11 protein-coding genes are annotated in these 11,959 nt (G+C 71.5%); 5 read left to right on the forward strand and 6 right to left on the reverse strand.

Annotation, left to right across the window (positions count from 1 at the left end):
• Window positions 1-74: 74 nt before the first annotated feature.
• Complete coding sequence (locus ACWIGU_RS17890; RefSeq protein WP_356274075.1) at window positions 75-257, reverse strand: ribbon-helix-helix protein, CopG family; 183 nt, start codon at window positions 255-257, stop codon at window positions 75-77.
• Between the two features lie 154 nt (window positions 258-411).
• Here ACWIGU_RS17890 and ACWIGU_RS17895 point away from each other — a divergent pair, with 154 nt between their 5' ends.
• The 3 genes from ACWIGU_RS17895 to thpR all read left to right on the forward strand — a co-directional run bounded on the left by ACWIGU_RS17895 (window position 412) and on the right by thpR (window position 2,956).
• The gene (locus tag ACWIGU_RS17895; RefSeq protein WP_454401906.1) at window positions 412-849 is read left to right on the forward strand and encodes a MarR family winged helix-turn-helix transcriptional regulator; all 438 of its coding nucleotides are present in this window, start codon (window positions 412-414) and stop codon (window positions 847-849) included.
• A 58-nt stretch (window positions 850-907) separates the two neighbouring features.
• Window positions 908-2,251 carry an MFS transporter gene (locus ACWIGU_RS17900; protein WP_454401908.1) on the forward strand — a complete coding sequence of 448 codons (1,344 nt, stop codon included), beginning with the start codon at window positions 908-910 and terminating at the stop codon, window positions 2,249-2,251.
• A gap of 126 nt (window positions 2,252-2,377) precedes the next feature.
• A complete protein-coding gene (gene thpR, locus ACWIGU_RS17905) occupies window positions 2,378-2,956 on the forward strand; it encodes an RNA 2',3'-cyclic phosphodiesterase (protein ID WP_454401910.1) in 579 nt (192 codons plus the stop codon).
• A gap of 262 nt (window positions 2,957-3,218) precedes the next feature.
• On the opposite strand, the gene ACWIGU_RS17910 is transcribed toward thpR, so the two are convergent.
• Window positions 3,219-4,214: an aldo/keto reductase gene (locus ACWIGU_RS17910; protein WP_454401912.1), complete on the reverse strand. Its 996-nt coding sequence runs from the start codon at window positions 4,212-4,214 to the stop codon at window positions 3,219-3,221.
• A gap of 30 nt (window positions 4,215-4,244) precedes the next feature.
• Window positions 4,245-4,937 (reverse strand): GDSL-type esterase/lipase family protein, encoded by a 693-nt coding sequence (locus tag ACWIGU_RS17915; protein ID WP_454401914.1) that lies wholly within the window; start codon window positions 4,935-4,937, stop codon window positions 4,245-4,247.
• Window positions 4,938-5,007: 70 nt separating this feature from the next.
• On the opposite strand from ACWIGU_RS17915, the gene ACWIGU_RS17920 reads away from it, so the two are divergent.
• Complete coding sequence (locus tag ACWIGU_RS17920) at window positions 5,008-5,982, forward strand: WD40 repeat domain-containing protein (protein WP_454401916.1); 975 nt, start codon at window positions 5,008-5,010, stop codon at window positions 5,980-5,982.
• Here the strand turns inward: ACWIGU_RS17920 and ACWIGU_RS17925 are convergent, their stop codons facing one another.
• Together ACWIGU_RS17925 and serC are read right to left on the reverse strand one after the other, a co-directional pair.
• Window positions 5,983-6,387, reverse strand: a complete 405-nt coding sequence (locus tag ACWIGU_RS17925) for a PPOX class F420-dependent oxidoreductase (protein WP_454401918.1) — start codon at window positions 6,385-6,387, stop codon at window positions 5,983-5,985.
• A 105-nt stretch (window positions 6,388-6,492) separates the two neighbouring features.
• Complete coding sequence (serC, locus tag ACWIGU_RS17930) at window positions 6,493-7,611, reverse strand: phosphoserine transaminase (protein WP_356274099.1); 1,119 nt, start codon at window positions 7,609-7,611, stop codon at window positions 6,493-6,495.
• A 285-nt stretch (window positions 7,612-7,896) separates the two neighbouring features.
• Between serC and ACWIGU_RS17935 the strand changes: the two genes are divergently transcribed.
• The gene (locus ACWIGU_RS17935; protein WP_454401920.1) at window positions 7,897-10,842 is read left to right on the forward strand and encodes an FAD-binding and (Fe-S)-binding domain-containing protein; all 2,946 of its coding nucleotides are present in this window, start codon (window positions 7,897-7,899) and stop codon (window positions 10,840-10,842) included.
• Between the two features lie 121 nt (window positions 10,843-10,963).
• Here the strand turns inward: ACWIGU_RS17935 and ACWIGU_RS17940 are convergent, their stop codons facing one another.
• Window positions 10,964-11,896, reverse strand: coding sequence for a LysR family transcriptional regulator (locus tag ACWIGU_RS17940; RefSeq protein WP_454401922.1), 933 nt, complete (start codon window positions 11,894-11,896; stop codon window positions 10,964-10,966).
• Between the last annotated feature and the right edge of the window lie 63 nt (window positions 11,897-11,959).

Here is an 11,959-nt window from a genome sequence, read left to right on the forward strand (position 1 = left end):
GGGCGCGGGGCTGTGTCTACCAGCGGCTTCGCCGCGGGGCGCGACCAGCACCAGGCGGCCCGCAGGCGGAGGAGTCACGCCGCCCCGTAGAACTTCTCTGTCTCCTCGACGGACATCGCAAAGCGTTCGTCGAAGTCGTCTCGAATGAGCGTCCGGACCACATAGTCCTGGACGCTCATTCCTCTTTTGGCGGCGTGGGTCTTGAGCCGGTCGAGCAGCTCACCGTCTATCCGCAGGCTGAGCACTGTCGATCCCATGCGCAACAGGGTCGCGGGCCCCTGTCCGCCCGTGTGTCACTTTTCGTGGCGACATCACTCATACGGGTGACGGAGGCGGTCCCGGAGGATTCGGTGCGGGGAGTTACGGGAACTCGGTTGGTCTTTAGAGAGAGTAATGAGTTAAGCTAAGGACATGCCGGACCTCTCCCATGGCGACGACGCGGCCGCAGTGAGCGCACTGCGCTCAGCGGTGATGCGCCTGTCGCGCCGACTCAAGCACCAGCGGGTCGACGAGTCGCTGAGCCCCACAGAAATGTCGGTGCTCGGCACCCTCGCCCGCTGCGGCAGCGCGACTCCGGGCGAACTCGCCCGCAAGGAGCACGTGCAGCCGCCGTCGATGACCCGCATCGTCGCGCTGCTCGAAGCCAAGGGGCTCGTCCGGCTCGAGCCGCATCCCGAGGACCGGCGACAGAAGGTCGTCACCTCCACGGAGCAGGCCGAGGCCATGCTCGAAGAGAGCCGCCGCAAGCGCAACGCGTGGCTGGCCTCGCTCGTGGAGAACCTGGACGAGGACGAGTGGGCCAAGATCCGCGCCGCCGCCCCCGTCCTGGAGAAGCTCGCCCACCTGTAAGGCCCTCCGGGGCGTACGTTGACCTGCCGTTCACGGCCGCCAAGGAGGCGAACCCGCATTGAGTACGGGACCCGGAGCAGACTCCGCCCCCGCACCAACCGCCCTCGACACGACCGACCGCCCCCGCAAGAGCTCGATGTTCAGCTCGCTGAAGATCCGTAACTACCGGCTCTTCGCGACCGGGGCCGTCGTTTCCAACACCGGCACCTGGATGGCCCGCATCACCCAGGACTGGCTGGTGCTCAGCATCACCGGCTCCTCGGCTGCCGTCGGTATCACCACGGCCATGCAGTTCCTGCCGATGCTCCTGTTCGGCCTCTACGGCGGCGTCATAGCCGACCGCTTCGCCAAGCGGAACCTCCTGTTCGTGACCCAGGGCGCCATGAGCCTGTCCGGGCTCTTCCTCGCCGCGCTCACCCTCACCGGGAACGTCCAGGTCTGGCACGTCTACCTCGCGGCCTTCTTCACCGGCCTCGTCACCGTCGTCGACAACCCGACCCGCCAGTCCTTCGTCTCCGAGATGGTCGGCCCCGACCAGGTCCGCAACGCGGTCAGCCTGAACTCGGCGAACTTCCAGTCGGCACGCCTGATCGGTCCCGCGGTCGCGAGTGCACTCACCGCTGCCGTCGGTCCGGGCTGGGCGTTCCTCGCCAACGGCCTGTCCTTCCTCGCCCCGCTCACCGGCCTCTGCCTGATGCGCACCCGCGAACTTCACCCCACCCCGCGCGCCCCGCGCGGCAAGGGCCAGCTCCGTGAGGGCCTCACCTACGTCTCCAAGCACCCCGAGCTGATCTGGCCGATCGTCCTCGTCGGCTTCGTCGGCACGTTCGGGTTCAACTTCCCGATCTGGCTGAGCGCCTACGCCGGCGACGTCTTCCACGGCGGGGTCGGCATGTACGGCGTCTTCAACACGCTCATGGCCCTCGGCTCGCTGGCCGGCGCGCTGCTCGCCGCGCGGCGCCGCTCCACCCGGCTGCGCGTCCTCGCCGGAGCCGCGGTCGGCTTCGGTGTCCTGGAGGTCGTGGCCGCGTTCGCGCCCGACGTCTGGGTCTTCGCGCCGCTGATCGTGCTGCTCGGCATCCTCGGCCTCACGGTCAACGTGACCGCGAACTCGTCCGTCCAGATGGCGACCGACCCCGAGATGCGGGGCCGCGTCATGTCCCTGTTCATGATGGTGTTCACGGGCGGTACGCCGCTCGGCGGGCCCCTGTTCGGCTGGCTCGCCGACCAGTACGGGGTCCGGCTCAGCTTCGCCATCGGCGGCCTTGTGTGCGCCACGGCCGCGGTCGGCGTCGGGCTGATGCTGGCCCGCGCCGCGAACCTGCGGCTCAAGCTCGACCTGCGGCGGGGACAGCAGCACGTGCAGTTCGTACCGCGCGAGCACCTGGCCACGGCGGCGTGAGCCGAGAGACCTGACCGTCAGACGCGCCGGGCCAGGACCGGGCCCGGCCACACGCCGTCGGGCCCGGTGAACGACTCGGACGTTCCGGCCAAGGCCTCTCGCCCTCCTTGCGGGGACACTGACCCCGTGAGACTTTTCGCAGCAGTGCTTCCGCCGGAACAGGCGCTGGCCGAACTGGGCCGCGCCGTAGGTCAGTTGAAGGGGTCCCGCCGCCTCGAAGGGGCCGAGGGCCTGAGGTGGACCGGCGTCCCCGCCTGGCACTTCACGCTCGCCTTCTACGGGGAGGTGCCCGAGGAGACCGTGCCCGAACTGTCGCGCCGCCTGGAACGGGCGGCGGCCCGCACAGCGCCCTTCCCGCTCGCCCTGCGCGGCGGCGGGCACTTCGGGGACCGGGCCCTGTGGGTGGGCGCGTCCGGTGACGTGGCGGCGCTGCGGCGCCTCGCCGAGCGGGCCGGGGCCGCGGCCCGCAAGGCCGGCCTCGACACGGAGGACCACCGCCACTACCGGCCGCACCTCACGCTGGCCCGTGGCTCCGGCGCCGTCCACCTCACGCCGTACGCGGCCGCCCTCGAGTCCTTCACCGGCGAGGAGTGGACGGTGGGTGAGCTGGCACTCGTCCGGAGCCTGCTGCCGAGCTCCGGGGTGCGCGGCGAGCAGCCCCGCTACGAGAAGGTCGGCGGCTGGCCGCTTTCGGCCACGGGTTAATCTCGAAGCGTGGACCCGAAGAGCCGTAACCGGATCATGGCCGTTGTGCTGGTACTGATGTTCGCCGTCGTCGCAGTGGCGGCCGCGGTCGGAAAGTGACCGCGGCCGCACCCCGCCGTACCCGCAGCCGCACGGCTACCGGGCCGGGCGAGGCCCGCGCTCTACCAGGCGAACGCCTCAGGTGACGGCCCCGGGCCCGGGCTGTGCTGTCCCGGGGGACGACCCCCGGACCCCCGGCCGTTCACGGCTCGAGGCCCGCGCTCTACCAGGCAAAAGCCTCCGGTGACGGCCCCGGACCCGGGAAGATCTCGTCCAGGCCCGTGAGGATCTCCTCGCTCAGGTCGAGCTCGACCGCGCGCAGCGCCGAGTCGAGCTGCTCCGAGGTGCGCGGGCCGACGATGGGACCGGTGACGCCGGGACGGGTCAGCAGCCAGGCCAGCGCCGCCTCGCCGGGCGCGAGGCCGTGCTTGTCGAGCAGGTCCTCGTAGGCCTGGAGCTGCGCGCGCGTCTCCGGGTTCGCGAGCGCGTCCGCGGCCCGGCCGCTCGCGCGACGCCCGCCCTCGACCTCCTTCTTGATGACCCCGCCGAGCAGACCGCCGTGCAGCGGCGACCAGGGGATGACCCCGAGGCCGTACTCCTGCGCGGCCGGGATGACCTCCATCTCGGCGCGGCGCTCCGCGAGGTTGTAGAGGCACTGCTCGCTGACGAGGCCGAGGGCGCCGCGCGCGGCCGCCTTCTCGTTGGCCTGGGCGATCTTGTAGCCGGGGAAGTTCGACGACCCCGCGTACAGGACCTTGCCCTGCTGGATCAGGACGTCGACGGCCTGCCAGATCTCCTCGAAGGGGGTCTCGCGGTCGACGTGGTGGAACTGGTAGATGTCGATGTAGTCCGTGCCCAGCCGCTTGAGGCTGGCCTCGACGGCGCGGCGGATGTTGACCGCGGAGAGCTTGTCGTGGTTGGGCCAGGGCGATTCGGTGCCCGCGCCGGCCATGTTGCCGTAGACCTTCGTGGCCAGGACCGTCTTGTCCCGCCGGTCGCCGCCCTGGGCGAACCAGCTGCCGATGATCTCCTCGGTACGGCCCTTGTTCTCGCCCCAGCCGTAGACGTTGGCGGTGTCGAAGTAGTTGATACCCGAGGCCAGTGCCGCGTCCATGATCGCGTGGCTGTCGGCCTCGTCGGTCTGCGGGCCGAAGTTCATCGTGCCGAGAACGAGCCGGCTGACCTTGAGTCCTGTGCGTCCGAGCTGCGTGTACTTCATGAGTCCCCAGCCAACGGCGTGGAGTGGACTCTAGGCAAGGCCCCCGGGCGAGGCGCCCACCGGACCCCACGCCTGACGCATCGCCAGGGCGAACGTATCCGCGAGCTTGCGCTCACCGCTCGCGTTCGGGTGCGTGCCGTCGTACGTGTCCTGGTGGATGTCGTACGACTCCGGCACCGACGCGAGGAGCAGGGGGGAGGGGCCCGAGTCGAGGTCGGCGACCGCCTTCGCGAGAAGCGTGTTGAAGTGCGCGACCTCCGCGGCGAACGGCGCGTCCGTCTCGGCGCGCACGTTCGGGATGACCGGCAGCAGGACCATCCGCACCCGCGGGTTCGCCTCGCGGGCCCCGGCGACGAAGCGGCGCACGTTCTGCGCGGTCTGCTCCGCGTTCGTGTAGAAGCCGAGGTCGATCAGGCCGAGCGAGATGAGCAGGACGTCGGTGCGGGCGAGCGCGACCGCCTCCTCGATGACGGGCGCCATGTGCAGCCAGCCCTCGCCCCAGCCCGCGAGATGGCCGCGCGGGAAGGCGGGGTCCGCGTCCGCGTAGTCGTGCGACACCGGGGCGTTCGCCGTCTTGTCGTGGAGCGTCTCGCGCGGCCCGGCTATCTCGAACGCGCCGTCGCCGTACGCGGCCCGCAGATGCTGCCACATCCGGTAGCGCCAGGTGAGTTCGCCCGCGCTGCCTATCGTCATCGAGTCGCCGACGAATGTGAACCTGAGCATCCGCTCATCATCGCGGATCACGGGCGGGTGGAGTGTGTGACGCTGAGCACGCCCTGGCAAGCTGGGGGGCATGCGTTCGTTTCTGGGTGCGGCCGGAGCCGCCGTCGTTCTCGCGTTCGGTGCCACCGCTCCCGCCGTGGCGGACGACCCCGGCAGCGACGGGTTCACCATCAAGGACCCCCGGATCACCGAGTCCAGCGGCCTGGCCGCGTCCCGGCTCCACCCCGGCATCTACTGGACCCACAACGACAGCAACGACGGCGCGTACCTGTACGCGATCGACGGCAGGACCGGCGAAACCGTCGCCACCCTCACCCTGACCGGCGTCGGCGCCCCGCGCGACGTCGAGGCCATCTCCATCGGCCCCGACGACAACCTCTACGTCGGCGACATCGGCGACAACCTCGGCGGCAAGTGGTCCCACGTGTGGATCTACAAGCTGCCGGAGCCCGAGGAACTGCGCGACCAGACCGTGCGGGCGACGCAGTTCACCGTCCAGTACGCGGACGGGCCCCGCAACGCCGAGGCGCTGATGGTCCATCCGAAGACCGGCCGCGTCTACATCGCCGAGAAGAACGAGGACGGCGGCGGCCTCTACGAGGGCCCCCAGAACCTGTCCGCGTCCGGCACGAACGTCTTCCGCCGCGTCTCCGGTATCGACCTGTGGGTGACGGACGGCGCGTTCTCACCCGACGGCAAGTACCTCGCCCTGCGCGGCTACTTCGGCGGCATCTCGTACGCCTGGAAGGACGGCAGGCCCGAGCGCGAGGGGCAGTTGAACGTGCCGATGCAGCCGCAGGGCGAGTCCGTCACCTACACCGCCGACGGAAAGACGCTGCTCTACGGGAGCGAGGGCAGGGGCAGCTCGGTGAAGCCCGTACAGGCCGCGGACGGGTCGGGCGGAGACTCGAAGCCGCCCTCGGCGGACGGCGATCCGGGCGACGGGCGCATCGACACGGGCCTCAGTGCGAGCGCGGTCGGGCTCATCGCCGTGGTGATCGCCGCGTTCGGGATCGGGCGGCTGCTGTGGCGGCCCAAGAAGTAGCTACTCCTCCAGGACCCGTACCTCGTAGTGCAGCGTCCTGTCCCGCTGCACCTTGTGCGCCAGCGGGACCGCGACGCCGTGCATCACCGGATGCTTGTGGCGGAGCAGTTTCGCCGCATGCTTCGCCTCCTCGCCGCCCTCGTCGAGAAGCCGGACCCGGGCCTTGAACTCGGGGCCCGTGGGGGCGCCGCGCAGGGTGGAGGGGGCGATCTCCACGTCGGGGTCGCGGCGCAGACGCTTGACCTTCCACGCCTTGCCGTACGTGCGGAAGTACGCGTGGTCACCCTCGACGACGAGGTTCACGGGGGTGCCGACGCCCGTGCCGTCCTTCTTGTGGGACGTGAGCAGGACCGTGTACTGCTTGACCAGAGGTGCGAGCACTGGGCTCGTCGGTTGACTCGTCATACCTCCATGGAGACACTCCGCGGGCCTCCTGTCACCCTTTACGCCTCACGCCGACGGGGCGCCCGGCGTAGTGCCGGGCGCCCCGTCGACGTAGAACCGGTGTGACTAGAGCTTCTCGATCACGTAGTCGATGCACTTCGTCAGCGCCTCGACGTCCGCCGGGTCGATCGCCGGGAACATCGCGACGCGCAGCTGGTTGCGGCCCAGCTTGCGGTACGGCTCCGTGTCGACGATGCCGTTGGCGCGCAGCGCCTTGGCGACCGCCGCCGCGTCGATCTCGTCCGAGAAGTCGATCGTGCCGATGACCTGCGAACGCTTCGCGGCGTCCGTGACGAACGGCGTCGCGTACTTCGAGTCCTCGGCCCAGCTGTACAGGCGCGTCGAGGAGTCCTTGGTGCGGGCCGTCGTCCAGGCGAGACCGCCCTGGCTGTTCATCCACTCCAGCTGCTCACCGAGCAGGAACAGCGTCGCGAGCGCCGGGGTGTTGTACGTCTGGTTCTTGCGGGAGTTGTCGATCGCCGTCGGCAGCGAGAAGAACTCCGGGACGTGGCGGCCCGACGCGTGGATGCGCTCGGCGCGCTCCAGGGCGGCCGGCGAGAACGCCGCCAGCCACAGGCCGCCGTCCGACGCGAACGACTTCTGCGGGGCGAAGTAGTAGACGTCCGTCTCGGCGATGTCGACGGGCAGGCCGCCGGCGCCGGAGGTCGCGTCCACCAGGACGAGGGCGCCCTCGTCGGCACCGGCCACGCGCTTGATCGGGGCGGCGACACCGGTGGAGGTCTCGTTGTGCGTGAGGCCGTACACGTCGACGCCCGCCTCGGCCTGCGGCTCGGGGTGCGTGCCGGGCTCGGAGGTGATCACCGTCGGCTCGGCCAGCCACGGGGCCAGCTTCGAGGCCTTCGCGAACTTGGACGAGAACTCGCCGAAGCTGAGGTGCTGCGACTTGTTCTCGATCAGGCCGTGCGTCGCCACGTCCCAGAAGGCGGTGGAGCCGCCGTTGCCCAGGATCACCTCGTAGCCCTCGGGGAGCTGGAAGAGGTCCTTGACCCCTTCGCGCACCCGGCCGACCAGGTTCTTGACCGGGGCCTGGCGATGGGAGGTGCCGAGCAGGGACGTGCCGGTGGCGGCCAGGGCGTCCAGCGCCTCCGTGCGCACCTTGGAGGGGCCCGCGCCGAAACGTCCGTCGGCGGGCTTGATGTCAGCGGGAATCTGGATCTCAGCCACGGGGCGAGCCTAGCGGCTCGGGGCACGCCGTCTTACCGGTGTCCGTCGGCTGAGACCGTTGCCCCACCCGAGTGGACGTTGCGGGGCCCCGCCCCGGACCCCGCTCCTCAAACGGCGGAGGGGCTGAATATGTCGGTCTCGGCTGGATACGCCGGTCCGGGCTGGACACGCCGGTCCTGGAGCCGTGGCCGAAGGGGATGTCGCGGTTCGGGGACGTGCGTGTCACGGGTTGCTCCTTCCGTGGCGAACTGTTGTCGTTCCCGGGGGAGATGCATGCTGGGAGGCATGGCTGCCACCGTGGGAAACCAGGACCCGGAAGGTGTCGCGAGGGCGTTGCGTGGCGCCGTGCGCGGGGAGGTCGACTTCTCCGCGGCCGCGCGGGCGCTGATGACCATGGACGCGTCCAACTACCGGAGGGTGCCCGTCGGGGTCGTGGCGCCGCGCGACGCCGACGACGTGGCGGCCGTGCTCACGGTCTGCCGGGAGTACGGGGTGCCGGTCGTGGCGCGCGGGGGCGGTACGTCGATCGCGGGGCAGGCGACCGGGACGGGCGTCGTCATGGACTTCACGCGGCACATGAACCGGATTGTGGACGTTGATCCGGACGCGCGAACTGCCGTGGTGCAGCCGGGAGTTGTGCTCGACCGACTGCAGGAAGCGGGCGCGCGGTACGGACTGCGGTTCGGGCCCGATCCGTCCACGCACAGTCGGTGCACTGTGGGCGGGATGATCGGGAACAACTCGTGCGGGTCGCATTCGGTGGCCTATGGAACGACAGCTGACAATATCTGTTATCTGTCATCTGTCATCCGTCAATCCAACGGTGATTTTCGTCAGCGCACCCTGGGCCGTGGCTGGCAAGGTGCCCCCGACTCCCTCCGCCCGCTGGTCGAGGGTGAGTTGGCGCTCCTGCGCACCGGCTTCCCCGACCTGCCGCGTCGTATCTCCGGGTACGCCGCCGACGCCCTGCTCCCCGAGAACGGTGTCGACCTCGCCCGTTTCCTCTGCGGCACCGAAGGCACCCTCGGCATCGTCACCGAGGCGACCGTCCGGCTCGTCGAAGCGCCACGCGCGCGTGCCCTCGCGGTGCTCGCCTACGCCGACGAGAGCGCCGCCGCCGAGGCCGCCGCGGGGCTCCTGCCGTACAGGCCGCTCACCGTTGAGGGCATGGCCGCCGACCTCGTACGGGAACAGGCCGGTCTGCCGAAGGGCGGCGCCTGGCTGTTCGTCGAGACCGGCGGCGACACCCCGGCACAGGCACGCACGCATGCCGGGGCGATCGTGCGGGCCGCGGCCGACGGCACCACGGACTCCCTCGTCGTCGACGACCCCGCGGGCCAGCGCGCCCTGTGGCGTATCCGCGAGGACGCCTCCGGCACCGCTACCCGTATGCCCGACGGCACGGAGGCGTGGCCCGGCTGGGAGGACTGCGCCGTGCCGCCCGCCCGCCTCGGCCCGTATCTGCGGGACTTCAGGGGGCTCCTGGCGCAGCACGGCCTGCGCGGCACCCCGTACGGGCACTTCGGGGACGGCTGCATCCACGTACGCATCGACTTCGACCTGCTCAGCGAGACCGGGGTGCGGCGCTTTCGGCACTTCTCCGAAGATCTCGCCGAACTCGTCGTCGCGCACGGCGGATCGCTGTCCGGGGAGCACGGCGACGGGCAGGCCCGCGCCGAACTCCTACCGAAGATGTACGGGCCCGAGCTGGTGGACCTCTTCGGGCGGATCAAGGACGCGTGGGATCCCGACGGTCTGCTCAACCCCGGCATTCTCGTGCGCCCCGCCCGCCTCGACGAGAACCTGCGGTTCGCCGTCCTGCCGCGCGGCCCCGTCGACGTCGAGTTCGCCTACCCGCACGACGGCGGTGACTTCTCCGCCGCGGTACGCCGTTGCGTGGGCGTCGCCAAGTGCCGTACGGAATCCGCCCCTTCGGGTGGTGTCATGTGCCCGTCCTTCCGGGTGACCGGCGAGGAGACGCACTCCACGCGCGGGCGTGCGCGCCTGCTGCACGAGATGCTCGCCGGCGAGGTGGTCACGGACGGCTGGCAGTCCACGGAGGTACGGGACGCACTCGACCTGTGCCTGTCGTGCAAGGGGTGCCGCACGGACTGCCCGGTCGGCGTCGACATGGCCACCTACAAGGCGGAGTTCCTGCATCACCACTACGAAGGGCGCAGGCGGCCCGCGGCGCACTACTCCATGGGGTGGCTGCCGCTCTGGCTGCGGGCCGTGCACCACGCGCGCGCGGCGGGCGTCGTCAACACCCTCGCGCGCGTGGGGCCGTTGGCCGCCCTCGGCAAGCGGCTCGGCGGACTCGCCTCGGAGCGGAAGATTCCGCGGGTCGCCCCCGAGACGTTCAGTGCGGGGTGGCGGCGGGATCTGCGGCGGCGGGTGCGGGTGGCCCGGCGGGTCGGCGCGGCGCGGATCGGGGGCGACGGGCCCGAGGTGGTCCTGTGGCCGGACACGTTCACGGAGCATCTCGCGCCGCAGGTCGGGCGGGCCGCCGTGCGCGTACTCGAAGAGGCGGGGCTCTCCGTGCTGCTGCCCCCTACGCGGGTCTTCGACTACAGGCCGGACGGGCCGGCGGCGGTCGCCGGGCTCCTTCCGTCGCGGCGCGGCCGCGTCTGCTGCGGCCTCACGTACGTCTCCACGGGCCAGCTCGACCGCGCCCGCGCCGTCCTGCGCCGCACCCTCGACCTGATGCGGCCGGTCGTCGACTCCGGGCTGCCCGTCGTCGTCCTGGAGCCGAGCTGCGCCGCCGCGCTCCGCACCGACCTGCCGGAACTGCTGCCCGACGAACCCCGCGCCCGCCGCCTCGCCGACTCCGTACTGACCTTTGCCGAGGCCCTGGAGCGGTTCGCCCCGCACTGGGACCCGCCCCGCGTGGACCGCCCCGCCGTCGGCCAGACCCACTGCCACCAGCACGCGGTCCTGGGTGACGCCGCCGAGCGGAGACTGCGGGAAAGGGCCGGTCTGGAGGGCGAGCTGAGCGGGGGGTGCTGCGGCCTGGCGGGCAACTTCGGTTTCGAGAAAGGGCATTACGACGTGTCGGCGGCCTGCGCGGAGGAACAGCTCCTGCCCGCCGTCCGCGCCGCCGACGACAGGGCGGTGGTCCTCGCGGACGGCTTCTCGTGCCGCACCCAGCTGGAGCAGCTGGAGCGGGAAGGCGGCCGGCCGGGGAGGCATCTGGCTGAGGTGCTCGCGGAGGCGCTGGGGTTCAGTTCGTAGGACGCGTGCCGGCAGACGGCGTGACCTCGTGGCCCACTCCGCAGGAGGCGTTCTGCCGGACGGCATGACCTCGTGGGTCGCTTCGTAGGACGCGTTCCGCCGGACGGTACGACCTCCGGGGTCACTCGGTAGAGCGCGTTCCGCCGGACGGTACGACCTCGTGGGCGAGTTCCACCAGGTCCCGTACGGCGGGGTGACGCGGGCCGGCGTCGCGCCAGGCGAGTACGACGGGCAGGTCGGGGGCGTCGGTCAGCGGGACGTAGACGACGCCGGGGTGCGGGTGCATGCCGGGCGTGGCCGTCGTCGTGACGCCCACCGCGCGGTCGGCCGCGATGGCCGCGAGCCAGTCGTCCGTGTTCGCCACGGTGATCGTCGCGGTGGGCCGCGCGGCGGGCGGCCAGAGGTCGAGGGCGGTGGTGCCGGAGACGGTGTTCACGGCGATCGTGTGACCGGAGAGGTCGGCGAGGGTGAGCACGCCGCGCGCCGCGAGGGGGCTGTCGGACGGTACGGCCGCGACCCGGCTCTCCGTGTGCAGGAGCTCGGTGACCAGGCCCGGCGCGTCCACGGACCCGCGCAGCAGCGCGACGTCCACGGCGCCCCGGGTCAGTCCGGCCGTGCGGTCGTCGATGCGCAGGAGTTCGAGCGGCACGTCGGGATACCGCTCGCGCCAGCGCCGCAGCAGGGGCGTGGTGTACGGGCCCGCCGCCGACCAGGCGTGCCCGAGCCGCAGCGGCCGGCGCATGGCCCGGACGGAGTCCAGGGCGTCCTCGAACGCGGCGACGGCCGCCGCCGCGCTCTCCCGGAAGGCCCTGCCTTCGGCGGTCAGCGCGAGGTGGTGGGTGGAGCGGTCGACGAGCCGTACGCCGAGTGCGTCCTCAAGGGTCGCGAGGGTGCGCGAGACGGCGGGCTGGGTGAGGCGGAGGCGGGAGGCGGCGCGTGTGACGTTGCCCTCCTCGGCGATGGCGAGGAAGCAGCGCAGATGGCGCAGCTCCAGCGAGTGGAGGGCATACGGACCGCTCATGCCTGCGGAGCATAACGGGAGCGCAGCAGGCATTTCACGGACCGCGCGCGGCGGTCTTAGCGTGGCAGGCGGGCCTGCGTCGCGCTGGACGCGACG

Source organism: Streptomyces sp. NPDC055400 (assembly GCF_053644375.1).

What these genes read in the sequence shown, in the direction of transcription:
- ACWIGU_RS17890 (WP_356274075.1), bottom strand. Translation starts at nt 257, where the DNA reads ATGGGATCGACAGTGCTCAGCCTGCGGATAGACGGTGAGCTGCTCGAC.
- ACWIGU_RS17895 (WP_454401906.1), top strand. Translation starts at nt 412, where the DNA reads ATGCCGGACCTCTCCCATGGCGACGACGCGGCCGCAGTGAGCGCACTG.
- ACWIGU_RS17910 (WP_454401912.1), bottom strand. Translation starts at nt 4,214, where the DNA reads ATGAAGTACACGCAGCTCGGACGCACAGGACTCAAGGTCAGCCGGCTC.
- ACWIGU_RS17915 (WP_454401914.1), bottom strand. Translation starts at nt 4,937, where the DNA reads ATGCTCAGGTTCACATTCGTCGGCGACTCGATGACGATAGGCAGCGCG.
- ACWIGU_RS17920 (WP_454401916.1), top strand. Translation starts at nt 5,008, where the DNA reads ATGCGTTCGTTTCTGGGTGCGGCCGGAGCCGCCGTCGTTCTCGCGTTC.
- ACWIGU_RS17925 (WP_454401918.1), bottom strand. Translation starts at nt 6,387, where the DNA reads ATGACGAGTCAACCGACGAGCCCAGTGCTCGCACCTCTGGTCAAGCAG.
- ACWIGU_RS17935 (WP_454401920.1), top strand. Translation starts at nt 7,897, where the DNA reads ATGGCTGCCACCGTGGGAAACCAGGACCCGGAAGGTGTCGCGAGGGCG.
- ACWIGU_RS17940 (WP_454401922.1), bottom strand. Translation starts at nt 11,896, where the DNA reads ATGCCTGCTGCGCTCCCGTTATGCTCCGCAGGCATGAGCGGTCCGTAT.